The sequence below is a fragment of the Cobetia sp. SIMBA_158 genome, assembly GCF_046566945.1.
Lineage (GTDB): Bacteria > Pseudomonadota > Gammaproteobacteria > Pseudomonadales > Halomonadaceae > Cobetia > Cobetia amphilecti.
In genome coordinates this window covers 220,041-238,315 of the sequence record NZ_JAWJYL010000007.1, presented here as the reverse complement: position 1 = coordinate 238,315, position 18,275 = coordinate 220,041, and the positions used below count along the sequence as shown (strand labels likewise).

Here is an 18,275-nt window from a genome sequence, read left to right as displayed (position 1 = left end):
AAGATGGCGATAGCAGTGGTTCATGGCAACACCGTACCTGATGGGTCACGTGTTGCACTTGGTCATTGAGACCGCCGCCTTTTGGCCCACCCCAGTGGATCCACCCACCCCGTCGGGTTGGGCGCGTACTGATACAGGTTCTCTCCGCCCATCAAACCGATAGGGTCTTGAGTCGTGAATCGCCCTACTGCGGGATCATAGTAGCGGAATCGATTGTAGTGAAGCCCGGTTTCTTCATCGTGGTATTGGCCCTGGAAGCGCAGTGGATTGTCAGCGCTGGCACGCTCGCCATTGCCATCTTTTGCGCGTTCGAGCTGTCCCCAGGCACGGTATTGGCCCACCCAGACGAGGTTGCCTTCTCTATCGGCGACTTCCAGCGGTGTGCCAAGATGATCGGTCTGGAAGTAGTAAAGCTCGGCTGCCAAGGGCTGATAGATGGTATAGCCAGACTGGCCGGTGCCGGTCTGTTGTTCAATTGCCTCGAAGCGTGTTTCCAGCTTCGCGACGGGGATGAAGCTGTTGGCTTCGAACAGATAGCTCACGCGGCGCAGCGGGATAACATTCGCTAGATGGCCAAGCGTGTGCTGGCGCTGTGCGATAGGCGTCGAGTAGGAGCGGCTCGGGTCTTCTACCTTCAATTCCAGCAACGGCGCATAGGCCATGCCAGGCAGATGGCCTTGGTATCTCTCTTCGCTTTGTAAAAGATCGCCATCCCAGGTGAAGACAATCAGCTCTGGAGCGTTGCCCTGCTGTGTCACCTGCTTCCAGATGCGTCGGCCCATGCTGTCGTAGGCATAGCGCGCGTGAGTCAGAGGGACTGCCTCATCGCCTGCGGCAGGTGCCTGGCCGTAACGGCTGGCTTCGACCATGCGGTGCTCGGCATCGTACTGATAGTGCCATGTCTGGCCATTGGGCTCGATGCGGCACTATGAAGTGAGCACTTTAAGCAGACGCTCAAGCGTTATTACTGGCGGTACAACCACCACATTTCTCAGAAGGTTCTACTTCACAAGACGCCAACCGCAACGATGAAGGAATGGCAAGTCGAACAGCTGGAGCTAAGTGCTTATGCAGAAATTTTCGTGCACTCTGTCAGCACAGTATCAATTCCGTACTGAACTTCTATGTACGTTTAATTTTGCACAGGCACTTATTCACTCAGGCTGCAGTCAACCAGAAGGAACCCGAAAATCATGTGCCATTATAAATAAAAGCGTCATTTTCCATATAGGAAATAAAAGCACTCAAGTAATCATCGTCACTAGGATTATCTATCTGTGATTCTAAATTTTTTGCGATATCATCTAAATCCTGAATCATGATCACGTACTTCATACCAAGCTGCTTAGCTGCTTCAGGATCAGCGTCTGGGTCGACATCATCGACATCATCGACATCCCAAGCAAGAGATGTAGTTTCTTTTTCCCAAGGCCCAGGAGGCAAGTATAAAGCATCATCCTCACCTAACCCTTCCGTGCCCTTCAAAACATCAATCAATTTATACGTATTGATACTCATGCGACTTCTCCAAAGTTAATCAACGACCGCCACCCCAATTCTCCATCCCTCCTCGTTTACCTGGATGAAGGGTATGCTGCACATTACCACCTGCCTTATGCTGTGCTCTGGGTATAAGCTGCATCACTCCCTCTCTCTCGGGGTGATGATGCCATGTTAGACCATTTTCTCCTGGATAAGGAGCTGCTCTAGAATGCGCTCCTCTAACCCCTGGCTATACCCTTTGTACAATACCTGGATATTGGCTATTCATAGAATCAGCAAAACTCGGATCAGTTTCAAAGCGCTCATGCAACTGTCTATTTCCCTCTTGGAAGTGCGCACGATCAGAACGTCCTGGATAATGTTCCCCACGGGATAAGTTAGACTCTGCATAAACAGAATATTGACTACTTTCAAGTGGCCTTCCACTCGCATCCTTCCCTAGATTACAGCACTTACTCAACCCTAGCGGATCCACCCACCCGGTCGGGTTGGGCGCGTACTGATACAGAATCTCGCCTCCCATCAAACCAATAGGGCCTTGAGTCGTGAAGCGCCCGACTGCGGGATCATAGTAGCGGAAGCGATTGTAGTGAAGGCCGGTTTCTTCGTCGTGGTATTGGCCCACCCAGACGAGATTGCCTTTGCTGCCAGCGATTTCCATCGGTGTGCCGAGGTGGTCGGTCTGGAAGTAATAAAACTCGGCGGCCGAGGACTGATAGCCGGCATGACTGGCATGGCGATTCTATTAGACCAGATTACTTAATATATTATTAGACAACATACTACTACCAATTTAGCAGCAGCATCTTACTTAGAATCTACTTCTAACCCACTCATACACTTGGTCATTGAGGCCGCCCACCTATGACAAGGACTATTTATAAACATTTAGATCTTCGGATTCCGAAATAAGAATATCTTGAAGAGAGCCTTGCACTTCACAGTCTTCATATTTTAGCATGAAATCTCCGTGAATTCCTTTAGGAAAATGAGAACCATCTATAGTTCCAAAAATTACCGATGAAGCATCAATCATAGCCATCCTAATGAAGTCGAGTATATCTTTTTTCTGTTCTACAGTTAAACTTTTCATACTTAGCTTGGCTCTTGAGTATAAATCATTAGGCTCATTGACCTCTATTTCCTCAAGAAGCTTATGCTTGTAGCCCGCATGAACATCATCGATTATTTCTGCTAAAATTGCTTTCACTATTTTTTCATCAATATCCATAATATACTCCGATCATTTACAAGAACAGCGTCTTAATTCAGGATACATTTCTTTATTAAGATTAATCAACTCCTGCAACTGACTGTTAGGAGCATCCGGATAAACCCTTCTTAACTCTCGAATATCCCTAGCCATGAGATCTCTTCCGTTAGTAAATTCTTGACCTGTCGCTGGGTTCTTCTTACTACGCGAAACTATCCCAACTCCTGCTTTTGAAACAGTATGCCCTTATTTAGGCACCAAAATAGCTGGTGCTGTTTTAGGATCATATTCAGATACTAAATTCTTCATAACAGCCTTTTGACCAACATGGTGAGCATCTAAACCAGTGCCCCCACCACGTACTGCATTTCTGAGATCTCCATAGCTGCCGACGTCAAAGACTGTCAACCCCAGCGGATCCACCCATCCCGTCGGGTTGGGCGCTTACTGATACAGGTTCTCTCCGCCCATCAAACCAATAGGGTCTTGAGTCGTGAAGCGCCCTACTGCGGGATCATAGTAGCGGAAGCGATTGTAGTGAAGGCCAATTTCCTCATCGTGGTATTGGCCCTGGAAGCGCAGCGGATTGTCAGTGCTGACACGCTCGCCATTGCTGTCTTTTGCTCGTTCGAGCTGGCCCTAAGCACGGTATTGGCCCACCCAGACGAGGTTGCCGTCACTGTCAGCGACTTCCAGCAGTGTGCCGAGGTGGTCGGCCTGGAAGTCATCCCGCTTGAAGCCGAGCAATTCCTCATTATTCAATGCCATCGACGGCACATGACCGAAGCCATAATACAACCAGCTGATCTGCTTACGATCAAGTACGAAGGACCCTAGCCTAAGACCAAAAGCGGTACGTAACCATATATGCCGCTATCACGGAAAATACTGGCGCTACCGCCCACTTCTAGGACCTTCATAGACCTTGGCAAAGGGGCAGCGAAGAGAATAACAATAGCTTTATTCACCAGTATCTCTAAGGGGAGGAATCTCTTATTGATCAGCTAGGAAGAGTTGGAGTTATTGCCTTCGAGTTGCATATGTGACTTCGGAAGCGTTTCGACTTCAAATGCCCCATTGAGGTGATGAATGAGCTAATGGTAAAACACAATGATTCGCAATCTTCAATTAAATAAGAGTATTGCACTCAGTGACTGCATTCGCCCATTCATATAACTTTGGCAGCCCCCTATAGCAGGGAGATACAGGAGGCAAGATGGCAATACTTCTTAATGTAAAGCCTCAACTAGCCGATTGAGGCTTATAATGGCTCAAGCATAACCGAAAGCCATAAAAATTCCATTAGCTATGATCTATGCATCTTTTTCTGCATATTCTATCAATCTTAGGCAAGTTTCTTCAGGAGACGGTAGCTTACTTAAACCATTACTCCAATCATCAATAAAATCAGAAGCAATGAAAACCTCTATAAAATATCTCGCACCAATAGAGAAAGCTTGGGTAGGTAACTCACCAGACTCAGGCTCTAAGGTTACAATAACTTCAGAGTCAGGTGAAAATGGCTCTGTAGCATAAATAGTATGATCACCATTCAGCTTTGAAAGATCGCTAACAACATTAATTAACTTCATATCACTTCCCCCATTTAGAATAACCACCATAACCTTCAGGATGTAAGGCCTTCCAGTACTTACTACCTGGAGTATGTTGTGCACGAGGTACCAGCCTCATAACCCCCTCATCTAGCTCATGATGCCAAGTCCAATTTGAAGGTGGTCGTCTAGGTGCTAGACCTGTAGGTGTTCTTTCAACATTAACACCTAAATCTTGCATACTTCTCGAGAAGTTACTATCTGCCTCAATATCCCTGAGAAGAGATTCATTTGCTTCTTGAAAATGACGACCACGTGAAACTCCTGGGTAGGATGTGGTTTCCAACTTCATCTCATATGCAGTTGAATAAGCATTAGCACGTGGACAATCACACTTACTCAGCCCCAGTGGATCCACCCACCCGGTCGGGTTGGGCGCGTACTGATACAGGTTCTCGCCACCCATCAAACCAATAGGGTCTTGAGTCGTGAAGCGCCCTACTGCGGGATCATAGTAGCGGAAGCGATTGTAGTGAAGGCCGGTTTCTTCATCGTGGTACTGGCCCTGGAAGCGCAGCGGATTGTCGGTGCTGGCGCGCTCGCCATTGCCATCTTGTGCACGTTCGAGCTGGCCCCAGGCACGGTATTGGCCCACCCAGACGAGATTGCCGTCGCTGTCAGCGACTTCCAGCGGTGTGCCAAGGTGGTCGGTCTGGAAGTAGTAAAGCTCGGCCGCTGAGGGCTGATAGATGGTATCGCCAGACTGGCCGGTGCCGGTCTGTTGTTCAATTGCCTCGAAGCGTGTTTCCAGCTTCGCGACAGGGATGAAGCTGTTGGCTTCGAACAGATAGCTCACGCGGCGCAGCGGGATAACATTCGCTAGATGGCCAAGCGTGTGCTGGCGCTGTGCGATGGGTGTCGAATAGGAGCGGCTCGGATCTTCTACCTTCAGCTTGAGCAATGGCGCATAGGCCATGCCAGGCAGATGGCCTTGGTATCTTTCTTCGCTTTGTAAAAGATCGCCATTCCAGGTGAATACAGTCAGCTCTGGAGCGTTGCCCTGCTGTGTCACCTGTTTCCAGATGCGTCGGCCCATGCTGTCGTAGGCATAGCGCGCGTGAGTCAGAGGGACTGCCTCATCACCTGCGGCCGGCGCCTGAGCGTAACGGCTGGCCTCGACCATGCGGTGCTCGGCATCGTACTGATAATGCCATGCCTGGCCATTGGGCTCGATGCGGCGTGTCAGATTGCCATAGGTGTCGTAGTGATAGTGGGTGCCAGCATAGCGTTTGAGCAGGTTGCCCATCGCGGGAGAGAGCTTGGGCGCATTGGGGAAATCGACACATACCCGCGACTCAGGCGTGTGATCCAGGCCGTCACGCGGGCGCTCCTGCGTCCAGCGGGTTGCTTGTGTGCTGTTACTGTTATCAGCACCTTGGCGATCCGATTCAACCAAATTCCCCGCCGGATCAAACGCGAAGTGCTCTTCCCGCAGCGGCGAGACAGCCTGACGCAAGCGGCCCAAGGCATCATAGCCGTAGCGCGTAGTGCCGCGCAGACTGTCATCGGTCGCCGTCAGCAAGCCATTGTCCGCGTACTGCCAGCGGCGTTTGATGGCCGACGTCTTGCCTTGCCCTGCTGCACCCTGCATCGCAGCGACCTGCGAAGAACCCCGCTGCTGCAGCTGACTGTGCTGGGCAATCAAGCGCCCGACCGGATCATACTGCGATGTCGTCTCACGCCCACGCTGATGACGGCGCACTTCACGGTGCAGGTCATCACGCTCGAAGCCGAGCAACTCCTCATTGTCCAATGCCATCGACAGCACATGACCGGAGCCATAACGCAACCAGCTGATCTGCTGACCATCCGGTAGCGTGGTGGTCTCGCGATTGCCCAGCGCATCGTGGGTATGGCGCGTCACCGCACTCATCTGATGGCCGTTGGGCAGCTGGTGCTGCTGAGATTCCGCGATCAGGTTATCGGCATCGTCAAAGTAGAAGCGTGTTTCGCTGGCATCATTGGCCGCACGTATCAGCCTGCCCTGCGGGTCATACCCGAAGATGGTCTTGAGCGGTAGCTGTCCCGGCAGCTCCGTCTGTCGAGATAACAGTCGTCCCAGCGGATCACGCGCAAACTGGGTGATCTGCTCGCCTTCCTGCAAGGATTCCAGGCTGCCCGCGCCATCATAGCGATACTGCTTGGTACGGCCATCAAAGCCACGTTCACGAATCAGGCGGCTACCACCGTCATAGTGGAAGTCCCAGTGGTCGCCATTCTGATTGACCAACTGCTTGAGGCGCAGCAGCGGATCATAGTGATAGCTGAGCGTCTGCCCCAGGGGATCACGCCGCTCAATCGGCTGATGCTTGGCGTTGTAGCGATAGCGCGTCTGATGCCCTGCGGGATCAACATGGCGTATCAGATTGCCTTCACCATCATGGGTGAAGGTCTCGGTCGCCCCATCTGCGTGACGAATGGATGCCGGCAGGCCAGCGATATCTAGCTGATAGCGAGTTCGCTGATCCGCCGCGTCGACGATCTCACTGATATGCCCACGATAATCATAGTGATAGTGGGTAGTCTTGTTCGAGCAGTCGCTGGCGCTGAGCAACAGGCCCTGGGAATTCCATTCGTAGCGATAGGTATTGCCCGCGGCGTCCGTCATGGCCTCGAGCAGCCCTTGGGCATTGTGCTTGAAGGTTGTCTTGCGCCCTGTCGGGGCAATCTCTTCTGCGGGCAGCCCGCGCGGATCGAAGCGTGTCATGCGCACACGCCCTTCGGGGTCTGTCACCTTGGTGGGCAGCCCCTGACGGCTGTACTCCACCAAAGTGGTCAGGCCCAGCGGGTCGGTCACCGCTGTCATCCGACCCTGGGCGTCATAGCGATAGCGCGTCGTGCGCCCTTCGCCGTCGGTATGCGCGACAAGGCGCATCTCTTCGTCCCACTGCCAGTATTCACTGCCAAGTTCAGGGTGATGAGGCCGCGTGATCGATTCGATGTAATTATCGAAGTTGTAGCGATAGATCGAGACGACACCCTGAGCATCGGTCACCTTGGTGTACCAGAGCTCACGGTGATATTCGAAGCGCGTATCTTCGCTGCCATCGTCCAGCGCATTGCGTACGCAACGTGCCTCGCGGGCAATAGGAAATACGCCCTCAGCCTTGCCCGGCCAGTCCCAGGTCAGGTTGACCCCGACACCATTGAGGTTGGTGTAGCGCGTCAGCAGATGATGCGAGTACTGATAGTCACGTTGATAATCCCGCGCATTGCGATGGGATACCAGATTGCCTTCGTTGTCGTGGGCATATAGCGCGAGCACTTCCGGCTCATGCCTGGGAGCGCCATCCTCAAGAGAGGGATAGTGACGCACGATGCGCTCGAGTAGCCCTGCATGGGAATAGAGGAAGTGCAGTTCCAGCTCAGCGCCATCGGTAATAGAGGCCAGGCGTCCCTGCTGATAGGAAAGCGTCAGTGCACGGCCATCGCGCTCACGCTGTTCAACGAGGCGATAGTGAGTCGCGCCGGCAGCCGTGGCATCACCAATGTGCTGATAACGCTCTACGCTGCCATCCAGATACGTCAGGGTGTAGCTGTCGGCCTCAGGATGCGCCAGCGTCATGCTTTCGCGTGTCAGAAAGCGTTGCTCACCGATGGCAATCGGCTCAAGCGCCAGCGTGCGATTCAAGCCATCGACAAATACCAGACCCGTCGCTCGCTGCTCTAAGCGCATGTGGTACGGCGAGTTCCAGCGAGCGCCGAGCTCACTGTCATCGAGCGCGTCAATGCTGGAGCGATAGTAGCGTGTCCACTCGACATCGATCAGACCCGGCACACGAAAATCGGTCTGCCACAGGTTCTCATCGCCCATCGCATAATCGATGGGGTTCGGGCTTTGCCTTGCACTGGTAGCCATGCCACAGGCACAGCCAGCGGGAGTGTCGCTGGGCTTGCGACCATCAGTGGTGGAGTGTTGTTGCCGATCGCTACGCAGATGGTGATTGCTTGCGTTTGAAGTAGCCTTACCTTGAATCTCCACAGGTGATTTTTTGCGCTTGGCGATCAGGGCACTACCTAGTGCGATAAGCACCGGCATCAGATTATCGATGGCCAACACGATCATCTTGTCCGCCACGCCCTTCAATTGACGCAGGGACCCCAGCAATTGTTGGCGCTGGTCTTCACCAAACTTTTCTATCAGTACATCAAATGCCTGTAGCAAGATATGTTTGGTCTTGTCAGGGACGTCATACCAGACTGGATTCCTCTTGATGAATCCGGCCTGCTCAGCGCCATTCACAGGGTCCGCAACAAGCTTCTCGATACTGCCGATGGTGTTGGCAGCGTAGCGACGCAACAGTGGCTGCTGTTCCTTCAGCCAATCCTGCATCTTGGACACGAATTCGATGGCATCACCACCGGCATTGTTCCAGAGCAGTTGCGCCACGATGGCAATGCCTTCGCCGCGAATGAAGGCCAGAATTGCTTCACGCGAGGCAACTCGGACTGGGCGCGAAGCGTTACCTGCCGCAGGGATGATCCCGATGGCATCGATGACCAAGATGGCCCACAGCCAGGGGTTGACGTGATTCGGCTCACCCTCTGAGCTGTCGTCGCATAGCTCCACGATATCGCGCGCGACATCGCCCACCGCCATCACGTTACCGACGACCGGCACCATGTAAGCCGCTTGAATCACGATATCCAGCATCGTGCTGTCTTCCGGCTCGGTCTGGATATCCACGCCGGGGGATACAGGCTCAGCCGAAGGGTCCGAGGTCACCACCCGCATCGCGATGGCGCGATCCACAAGCTCCACCGGAAATTGTGGGCTCTCGTTGTCAAACTCGCTCATGGTGCTATCCCTGTCACCCTTGGTTGGTCGGAGTCTCTTTTGACGCCTGGCGTCCCGCCAGTGCCGAGATATCCGGCTCCTGTGCGCGCTTCTTGCTCCACTGCTGAGGCTCTAGCCCGATATCGCGCGGATCGTTGAAGTACTCGACCTGTGCACTCGGGGATGGCACATCCGTCAGTGCCGCGCGCCCCTGTGAATCCAATACACCAGAGCGCACGCTGCCATCGGCGAAGGTCGCACGATACGCCGCACCCGGCACTGGCTCATCATTGGCGTAGGTATGCAGCAGATCCATATTTGACGGCGAGGTTTCCGGCAGATTCGCCAATGAGTATGACTGTGTCGCGGGCCCACCAAAGCTGTGCTGCGCACCATTCATTTCTACCTTGCCGGGCGCATGCAATTCGATATTGCCATCCTTGATCCGCACGTAAGCGCCCTGGCAGACCACGGCGATCTCCTTGGCCGCCGCAATGGTGACCACATCCCCTACCGACGTGATGGTCACATCCTTCTCGGCCGTCAGTTCCATCGCATCACTTTGCGCCTGAACTTCGACCTTGCCGCGTGCGGCAAACAGCTTCATACCCGCTTGCTGCACGAAGAGCGAGAACTTCTCGGAGAGCGAGGCGATCAGGCTACGCCCGGTAGCCAGGTTGATGTCTTCGCCGCTGGTGATGCTGAGTGACTTGCCCTGCGCCATATGGGTGGATTCCGGCGTGCTCAGCGCGATGCCCGCCGGTGAGCTGACATGCAGCCAAGGGGCGTCGAGACGTGCGGCTTCACCACGCCCGCCCGCAGTGGCGCTTGTGGCAGAACTGCCATCGAAGTCGCTGCCGCTATCTTCAGCGCCATAGCGCCCCTGCGCATCTTCACTGGCCTGCTTTAGGTTATCGAGGGCAGCGAGCGCTTCCGCTTCATGACTGGTGGCACTCTCGCTGAGCGTATTGGAAAGCTGATAGGCGCTGGCCAATTGCTGCTGAGCGGGCGTGAGATCGAGCTGTTCGCCACTGGCGGCGATCTGGCCCCAGCTGGTCAGCAGCAGGCCCTGATGCGCGCGTATCGCACCATAGGCATCCGAGCGTAGCTCAAAGCCGGTACCGCGGAAGCTGCCACGCGTGTTGCCCTGCTGGTGGATCAGATAGCCGAGGTTAAGCTGGGATTTCTCGTGCTCCGAATTCAGGCGCACACGCTCCTGATCGGTCGCATCATCGAAGACCAGCTCGTTGTACTTGTTGCCGCGATAGGTCTTGCTCTTGAGGCCGGAGAGCAGACCGTTGGAGTGCCATTGCGGCGTCTGGTCGCCGTTGTAGACCCGCCCGGTAATCAGCGGGCGATCGGCATCGCCTTCGAGGAAATCGACGATGACTTCCTGACCGATACGCGGCACGAACACGCTGCCCCAGCCTGCACCGGCGTTGGGCTGGGCGACACGCAGCCAGCAACTGGCGTCGGCGGCGCCCTTCTCGCTGCGGTCCCAGTGGAACTGTACGCGCACGCGGTTGAGCGAATCGGTGTGAATTTCTTCGTTCTCGGGGCCGACGACAATCGCGGTCTGCGGGCCGCCGAGGTTCGGCCGCGGATGATCAAGAGACGGACGATACGGCTGGCTGAGGCGCTGGCTCTCGAAGTCGATCAGATACTGGCCAGTACCAACACCGTCGTAGTCTTCATCGGCGGCGTCTTCCAGGCCGTGTGCCTTGCGCGCCTCGATCATGTGCGCTTGCAGGCTACCCGGTAGCGCCTTGAGGTGCGCGGAGACCGGCAATGCGTTCTCGGCACAGATAGTCAGGCCCAGCACGAGGAATTCGCGCTCGCTGGCATCGCCGTCTTCATGACGGGCGTGCTGGCTGAGTTCGAACCAGCGGCCGACTTCCAGCTGACGTGCACCACCGGCGCCGTAGAAGCGCTTGGCGCGTGATTCATGGGCTTCGAGGCGATTGACGGTCAGGCGTTCGCCGCGTGAGTGGTCATCAAAGTAGTACTCACCGGGGTAGTCGTAGACTTCCTGCTCGCTGAGGTTGCCCTGGTCACTGCGCGTGTCCTGGCCGGAGCGCTTCTCGAGGCCGGGCTGTTTATAGTCGAACGTGCCGAGGCTGACTCGTGTTGGCTGCTGCTGACGACGGCCGCTCCACTGGGTGATGGAGTCTTCCAGTTCGGTGGCGTCCTGACGGTGGAAGCGGATCACCTGTGGCTCAACCGGCGCACAGGTCGCGACATCATCGGTGATGACGAGGCGGTGGCCATTGAAGTCGCTGTCGTCAGAGGCGTGTTCGAAGTAGTAGAACAGCCCTTCCTGCTCCATCAGGCGATTGACGAAGTGGAAATCGCTCTCGCGATACTGCACGCAGTAGCTGCGTGCCGGATACTCGCGGCGCAGATCCAACCGCCAGCCGCCCTGGGCTTCGCCTTGCGCGATGGCGTGGTTCGAGAACACCGACTCGATGACCTCGACGGCGGTGAGGTCCTGGAAGATACGGCTGTCACGGCCGAGCTTGAGCATCGCCATCCACGGCACCAGCGTCAGCTGGTAATAGAAGACGCCACCATCCTCACCGAGCAGCGCGGCGGACTCGACCAGCCCCGAGAGCTTGCGGTAACTGCCATCGGCCTGACGCACCGAGAGCGCCGCCGGCTGCGCCATCAGGGTCTTGAGTTCGATATCACCATTCTGGGAGATGCAGTCGAGGGTGTAGGCGAAGGGACGCGACATGCGCTCTTCCCCCACCAGGCGATGCGGGATGAAGTCCGCGCCGCTCATCTCAAGCGTGAGCAGGCGCTCGTTCTGACTCAGAGAGACATCAAACGACGACAGCAAGGCGTCGAGTACCCATGAATCTGACATATTCTGCATCCCTGGCAGTTAATGTAGAAGATGGCCTGGCTACGGCTGACCGTCCTTGGCTCTTGGCCAGGCTGCACAGCATATAGGAATGCACTCATTTAGTTAATGGCGAGACACCCTCATGACCTCGCCCTTGGAACATCGGGAAGGACCCGCAAACAGCTCTAGAGAGAGCAATGGAGGCCAAGCAACCGGTAGTTTTCTAGCCATGTCATCTGACACAAGACATGTTGTTGAAACATCACACACTTGGCTAGCCGACTAACCGCCATATCATTCGGCCACACCAGGACTTATCGGCGCTGAACAACCTGGAAAAACGACAATGCCCGGTCCTATGACCGGGCATTGTCGTTCAGGGCTCATTCACCATCAGGGGTAAGATTTTACTGCGCTGATGGCTGATGGGCGCCTCCTCAGCGGGCGAGGAAGTCCAGGATATAGCGCACGGTATCCTGCGGCTTTTCATCCGTCACCCAGTGACCGGCATCCTTCACCCAGATCAGCTCAGCACCCGGAATGGCATCTGTCAGCATCGGGGCGTAATCCGGCTTCTGGAAGTTGTCCTTGTCGCCCCACAGCACCAGAGTCTTGATCTCGATATTCTTGAGCTCACCGGCGATGGCCTGGGTGTATTCCTTGTTGAGACGACGCATGTTGCGGAAGAAAGCCGCCTTGCCTTGCTCGCTGTTCCACTGGGACACATAACGCTCGACCATCTCTTCGGTCGCGACGGCCGGATCATGCACACCACTGGGCATGAAGCCGCGCATGGTGCTGATGAATTCCTCGACGCTGGTCGCTTCCTCGACGCCCGGCTCAAGCAGCTGCTTGAACTCCGGAATCGGCCAGGAATCGAAGCATACGCTGTCGATCAGTACCTGACGGCGAACACGCTCGGGATGATTGACGGCCATCAGCTGACCGATGCCCCCGCCGATATCATGCGAGACGACATCCGCACTCGCCACACCCAGTGAATCCATCAGCTTGATGAAGATGCGTGTCTGGGCATTGATGGAAACGTCAGCATCCACCGGCATGTCCGACTCGCCATAGTTGAGCATGTCCGGGGCGATGACACGATAATGCCTGGCCAATTCCGGCATCACATCACGCCACATCAGCTTGTTGGTCGGAATGCCGTGAATCAACAACAGCGGCTGACCTTCACCCATTTCCTTGTAGGCAATGCGGTGACCTTCGATCATCGCATAACGGGTTTCCAGGGCTTCCATTGTCACGTTGTCGTGGCTCATTGCTGACCTCTTCGCTTGATGAATACTCAATCACGGCCTGGCGAAACAGTGCTATATCGCGGTGTTACCGTGAACGTGGGACCACCTTACGGATTCCTGAGTGATCACTCAAGCACGATTTTGATTGATTGCTCAAAATACGCTTTAATGGCCCCATCAAATTCAAGGGAAACGCCCATGGCCCGTGTCATCAACCGCAGTCTGCTCGATCTTCGCCGCCTGACCATCAACCTGGTGACCTACCCCGAAGGCCACAGCGTGATGCGCCACAACGACCCGATGGGCAGCGGCAGCTACTACAAGCTCAATATCGTGCTCAAGAAGCCCCGCCAGGGCGGTGTCTTCGAGACCGATGGCAGCCTCTTTCGCCTCGCGGACCGCGTGGTGCTGTTTCGCCCCGACCTTCACGAACACAGCGTCAGCCGCATCGAGCGCGGCAAACGCGTACTGCTGAGCATCGCCTTGCACGCGCCCTGGCGCTGACCCGCAATGGGACTGCGCTCAAGAATCTGACGCAAAAGCGGATAATGAGACAGATAGCGGGTAGCGCCTGACGACCAAAAAAACGCCAGTCAGCAATTGCTGACTGGCGTTTTTTCCCACCTGAATCCAGGCCAGTAACGACGTGCTCGACAATGTACTGCCTTGGCTATTTCATCCGGTCCAGCCCGACGCGATAACGGGCAAAGCCCATCTCGTCCTGATCCACCAACGTCATCGGGTAGACCGCCTGGGCATCAATGAACTGCTGCGCATCCGCGCCGGGGGCGGTGGTGAAGCGAATGTCCAGCGGGGTATCGGTGTCGATCGCGGCCAGCCGCCAGTTGTGATCCGCCGCGGGGTCCACCGCGCCCTGCTGCTGCGTCTGGCGCGAGATGTACTGGGCCAGAATGCTGCGATTTTCATCCGGTGACGCGAAGGCGACATGCGACTCTCCGGTGCCGGGGAAGTCCTCGCCGTAGGCGCGATAGTTGTTGGTCGCGAGCAGGAAGACATCGTCGTCCTTGACCGGCTCGCCCTCATAGGTGAGGCCCTGGATACGGTGGGCATCGGCGTCGATCAGCGCGCAATTGCCGTCGTAACGCGCCGGCTGCGTGACATCCACCCGGTAGTCGACGCCGTCGATCACGTCGAAGTTGTAGCTGCGGAAACCCTCCCAGTTGATCAAGGGCTGGGGTGTGGTGAGCGCCGGATCAATGCGATGGAACTGGCCGGCGCTGCACTCGAGCCATTCCCGCACTTCCCTGCCGGTGACCTTGAGCGCCACCAGCGTATTCGGATAGAGATAGAGATCGGCGGCATTGCGGAAGCTCAGCTCGCCCGCCTCCATCTCGGTGAACTGGGTCGGGTCATTGTGACGGCCGCCGACCTTGAACGGCGCAGCCGCCGAGAGAATCGGCAAGCCTTCCAGGTCCGGGTCGCCTTCGACGAAGCGTTTGACGTAATCGGCCTGGGCGCGATTGACGATCTGGATCGTCGGGTCGTCCTGCACCAGCGCCAGATAGCTCTTCATCGCCGCACTGGCGCGGCCGATGCTGCGATTGACGTACTCGCGCGTGGCATCGTGCTCATGATCGATCAGCGCCGCCAGTTCGGCATCTTCCGCCACCTGTGCCTCGCCACCCACCTGAATCGGGCGTGCATCTGTCTGGCCGCTCACTACCCGCCACTGGCCCGAGGCATTGCTCAGTTCGAGATCCATCACGCCCACATGGCTGCCCCAATGCCCCGGCATCATCGCCGGCACGCCATTGAGGGTGCCCCTGGCGATATCGGCCCCCGGTACCTCGGCAAATTCCTCGCTGGGGAAGACGGCATGGGCATGCCCGAAGGCGATGCCATCGATGCCCTCGACCTGCGAGAGGTAATACACCGAATTCTCGGCCATCACCCGGTAGGGGTCGGTCGAGATGCCGGAGTGCGGGATGGCGATCACCACATCCGCGCCCGCCCGGCGCATCTCGGGCACCCAGCGCCTGGCGCTCTCGGTGATGTCCTCGGCCGTCAGGCGGCCCTGGAGGTGCTTGCGGTCCCAGGTCATCACCTGCGGCGGCGCGAAGCCGATATAGCCGATCTTCAATGTCTGAGCGTTGCCCTCACTGTCGGTGAAGGCATGGGCGGTGATCTGGTAGGGCGTGAAGTACGGCTCGCCTGTCGCGGCGTCCAGCAGGTTGGCGTTCACATAGGGGAACTGCGCGCCGGACAGCGCCCGATCGAGATACTCGAGCCCGTAATTGAATTCATGATTGCCGATATTTCCGACATCGTAATCCAGCTGATTCATGACCTTGTAGGCCGGGAAGACATCGCCCTCCTCTAGACCTTCTGCCGCCATGTAATCGCCCATCGGGCTGCCCTGGATGAGGTCGCCATTGTCCAGCAACACGCTGTTGGCCACCTCGGCACGCGCCTGCTTGATCAGACTCGCCGCGCGTACCAGGCCGATGCGCACGCTGGGACGGTCCTTGTAATAGTCGTAATCCATCACGTTGGCGTGGATGTCGGTGGTCTCGATCACGCGCAGTGACAGCGTCGCGGCATTGGCTGGCTGAGCGATCATGAAGATACCTCCGAGACTGGCCAGGCCAAGGATGGCTGCCCGTAGACGTGGCTTGCGCTGACGCCCAGGATGCTGCGCAACAGCTGGCGAGTCAGACGCCCGTTGATCTTCGCTAGCCGATGAAGCATTCGCCATCTCTCACTTCCTTGTCATGGGGGGATGTGCCAGTGCCCCTTGGGGGCAGCGCTCCATTATTCAGATGCCGACGCCTCAGGCAACTGGCGGTCCCTGCCCGCCAGCCAGCCGACACCCGCCATCAGCACACTGAGAAAGGCGCAGACCATCAGTGCCAGCTGCCAATTGCCCTGCATATCGTAGAGCGCGCCGATCAGCGGCGGCCCCATGGCCGCGAGCAGATAGCCAAGCGTCTGCGCCATGCTCGACAGCGACGCCGACTGCATGGCATCGCGCGCCCGCAGCCCCATGAATGACAAGGCGAGAATGAAGCTGGCTCCGGAGCCCGCGCCCAGCAACAGCACCCACACCAGTGCCCACTCCGGCATCAGCCATAGCCCGATGAATCCCGCCAGCGACATGCAAGGCGTCGCGAAGGCGATCAGGCGTTGATCCTTCAGGCGCGGCATCAGGGGCACCAGAATCAATCCCGGCAAGGCCGAAGCCAGCTGGAGTAGACCATGCAGCGAGCCCGCCTTCTCGGCCGAGAAGCCATTGTCCGCCAGCATGCTCGGCAGCCAGCTGTTGACGGTATAGAACAGCAGCGAATTGATGCCCATGAACAGCGTCACCTGCCAGGCCAGTGGCGAGTGCCACACGGCTGCCTGACGCACCGGACGCACGGCACCCTTCTCGACGTCCTTCTCGGCACCCTTCTCGGCTTCCTTCGCCGCCGCCGGCAGGGAGCGACGTGACAACTGCGGCCACCACACCCCCATCGTCACCAATGGCAAAACGACCACTATGAGCATCGCGTACTGCCAGCCAGCGCTGCTGCCCTGTGCCAACGGCACCATCAGCGCCGAGGCGATGGCGGCCATGATGCCCATGGTCAGCACATAGCAGGAGGTCAGCAGCGCGACATGCTGCGCAAAGCTGCGTTTGACCAGACTGGGCAGCAGTACATTGCCCACGGCGATACCCGCTCCGATCAGGCCGATACCCAGATAGAGGGCCAGCATGCTGCCCTGGACCCGCAGCGCGATGCCTGCGGCGATTGCCACCAAGGCGAGGAAGAGACTGCGTTCAAGCCCGAGCCCTCTGGCGAGGCGCGGCACCCAGGGCGAGACGATGACGAAGGCCAGCAGCGGCAGGATCATCAACAGGCCAGCCGCCGTGGCATTGAAGCCCAGCGCCGCCTGCAGGCGCTCCAGCAGTGGCGCGATACTGGTGAAGGGCGCACGCAGGTTCATGGCGATCAACAAGATACCGGCGATCAATACGGCCGGATGGCTCAGTCGCCGGACAGGAGACGAGTGGCAGAGTTCAGTCATGAGGCGCTCGCAGCGATCGTGAAACGGGGTAATGGCGGGACGACACCCAAGAGATGAGTCCGCGCACAGAGTGAGGCTAGCTTAATCCCCTCGCCCACTGCAGAATTGAGCCATCATGACATCAGATCACTGAAATCAGACAATCTGCGAGCCGCCATGTCAGTGACCATACCCGTCCTACCGTCATCGCCCGAGGTCAGCACCCGTGGCCCCGATCAGGTGCCTTTCTCCAGCAGCGTCTGCGAGCACGACCCGGACATCTACGAGATTCCGGCCAGCGCCCTGCATGTCGAGACCGGCCAGCAGGTGATGGAGGTGCCGATCCACCAGCATCGCAAGGGACAGCTGGTGATCGCCCTGCATGGCGTGGTGACCAGTCGCGTACCGGAAGGTCTGTGGATGGTGCCGCCGCACAGCGGGGTCTGGATTCCCGGCAACCTGCCCCACAGCAATCATCTGACCCGTGGCGGCCGCGTCTGCCACCTGTTCATCGAGCCCGGTGCGCTCGAGATGCCAAGCCACAGCTGCACGCTGTCGATCTCGCCCCTGCTGCGTGAGCTGGTGCTGCGCCTGGCGGAGCTGCCCCAGCCATATCCTGAACAGGGGCCGACAGCGCGGCTGGTCGGTGTGCTGCTGGAAGAGCTGGCCTGCATGCCCAGCGAACGTCTGCATCTGCCCTTGCCAGAGGATCCGCGGCTGACCCGCATCAGCGATGCGCTGATCAAGACCCCGGACGACCGACGCACCCTGGCCGAGTGGGCAGGCGAACTGGCGATGAGCGAACGCACCCTCGCCCGGCTTATCCAGCGTGACACCGGCCTGAGCTTCAGCCGCTGGCGTCAGCAACTGCACCTGGTGGTGGCGATTCGCCTGCTGGCCGAAGGCATGAGCGTGCAGCGCGTCTCGGAAGACGTCGGCTATCAGTCCGTCAACGCCTTCATCAGCATGTTCAAGAAGCTGCTCGGTACCACGCCCGCCCGCTACCTGCAGGAACGCGAGCAACGCCGCTCGGGCAGTGGCATGGGCGGCGCGTGAC

Annotated in this window: 13 protein-coding genes and 2 pseudogenes; 2 read left to right on the top strand and 13 right to left on the bottom strand. The window is 57.3% G+C overall.

From position 1 onward, the window contains the following. Positions 1-62: 62 nt before the first annotated feature. The 11 genes and pseudogenes from R2R70_RS12785 to R2R70_RS12735 form a co-directional block, all read right to left on the bottom strand. Entirely contained in the window at positions 63-869 is an 807-nt protein-coding gene (locus R2R70_RS12785; protein ID WP_410978200.1) for an RHS repeat-associated core domain-containing protein, read from the bottom strand. A 322-nt stretch (positions 870-1,191) separates the two neighbouring features. Then, the gene (locus R2R70_RS12780; protein ID WP_410978199.1) at positions 1,192-1,518 is read right to left on the bottom strand and encodes a hypothetical protein; all 327 of its coding nucleotides are present in this window, start codon (positions 1,516-1,518) and stop codon (positions 1,192-1,194) included. Positions 1,519-1,537: 19 nt separating this feature from the next. Next, positions 1,538-1,675, bottom strand: a pseudogene (locus R2R70_RS12775) (hypothetical protein); the annotation flags it as partial. A 57-nt stretch (positions 1,676-1,732) separates the two neighbouring features. Beyond that, positions 1,733-2,164 (bottom strand): RHS repeat-associated core domain-containing protein, encoded by a 432-nt coding sequence (locus R2R70_RS12770; protein ID WP_410978198.1) that lies wholly within the window; start codon positions 2,162-2,164, stop codon positions 1,733-1,735. A gap of 213 nt (positions 2,165-2,377) precedes the next feature. After that, entirely contained in the window at positions 2,378-2,734 is a 357-nt protein-coding gene (locus R2R70_RS12765) for a hypothetical protein (RefSeq protein ID WP_216061057.1), read from the bottom strand. Between the two features lie 426 nt (positions 2,735-3,160). Then, positions 3,161-3,313 (bottom strand): annotated as a pseudogene (locus R2R70_RS12760) (RHS repeat-associated core domain-containing protein); the annotation flags it as partial. A 42-nt stretch (positions 3,314-3,355) separates the two neighbouring features. Next, on the bottom strand, positions 3,356-3,484 hold the full coding sequence (locus R2R70_RS12755; RefSeq protein WP_410978197.1) for an RHS domain-containing protein: 129 nt from the start codon (positions 3,482-3,484) through the stop codon (positions 3,356-3,358). A 545-nt stretch (positions 3,485-4,029) separates the two neighbouring features. Then, positions 4,030-4,308 (bottom strand): hypothetical protein, encoded by a 279-nt coding sequence (locus R2R70_RS12750; protein ID WP_216061066.1) that lies wholly within the window; start codon positions 4,306-4,308, stop codon positions 4,030-4,032. 1 nt (position 4,309) lies between these two features. Further along, positions 4,310-8,983, bottom strand: coding sequence for an RHS repeat-associated core domain-containing protein (locus R2R70_RS12745; protein ID WP_410978196.1), 4,674 nt, complete (start codon positions 8,981-8,983; stop codon positions 4,310-4,312). A gap of 157 nt (positions 8,984-9,140) precedes the next feature. Then, positions 9,141-11,972 carry a type VI secretion system Vgr family protein gene (locus R2R70_RS12740; protein ID WP_410978195.1) on the bottom strand — a complete coding sequence of 944 codons (2,832 nt, stop codon included), beginning with the start codon at positions 11,970-11,972 and terminating at the stop codon, positions 9,141-9,143. Positions 11,973-12,388: 416 nt separating this feature from the next. Beyond that, entirely contained in the window at positions 12,389-13,231 is an 843-nt protein-coding gene (locus R2R70_RS12735; RefSeq protein ID WP_225347979.1) for an alpha/beta fold hydrolase, read from the bottom strand. 177 nt (positions 13,232-13,408) lie between these two features. Here R2R70_RS12735 and R2R70_RS12730 point away from each other — a divergent pair, with 177 nt between their 5' ends. Further along, complete coding sequence (locus R2R70_RS12730; protein WP_084208808.1) at positions 13,409-13,714, top strand: hypothetical protein; 306 nt, start codon at positions 13,409-13,411, stop codon at positions 13,712-13,714. Between the two features lie 166 nt (positions 13,715-13,880). Here the strand turns inward: R2R70_RS12730 and R2R70_RS12725 are convergent, their stop codons facing one another. Both R2R70_RS12725 and R2R70_RS12720 read right to left on the bottom strand, forming a co-directional pair. After that, a complete protein-coding gene (locus tag R2R70_RS12725; RefSeq protein WP_410978194.1) occupies positions 13,881-15,791 on the bottom strand; it encodes a bifunctional 2',3'-cyclic-nucleotide 2'-phosphodiesterase/3'-nucleotidase in 1,911 nt (636 codons plus the stop codon). Positions 15,792-15,982: 191 nt separating this feature from the next. Beyond that, positions 15,983-17,239, bottom strand: a complete 1,257-nt coding sequence (locus R2R70_RS12720; RefSeq protein ID WP_410978193.1) for an MFS transporter — start codon at positions 17,237-17,239, stop codon at positions 15,983-15,985. A 156-nt stretch (positions 17,240-17,395) separates the two neighbouring features. On the opposite strand from R2R70_RS12720, the gene R2R70_RS12715 reads away from it, so the two are divergent. Next, positions 17,396-18,274: a helix-turn-helix domain-containing protein gene (locus R2R70_RS12715; RefSeq protein WP_107336573.1), complete on the top strand. Its 879-nt coding sequence runs from the start codon at positions 17,396-17,398 to the stop codon at positions 18,272-18,274. Position 18,275: the final 1 nt, after the last annotated feature.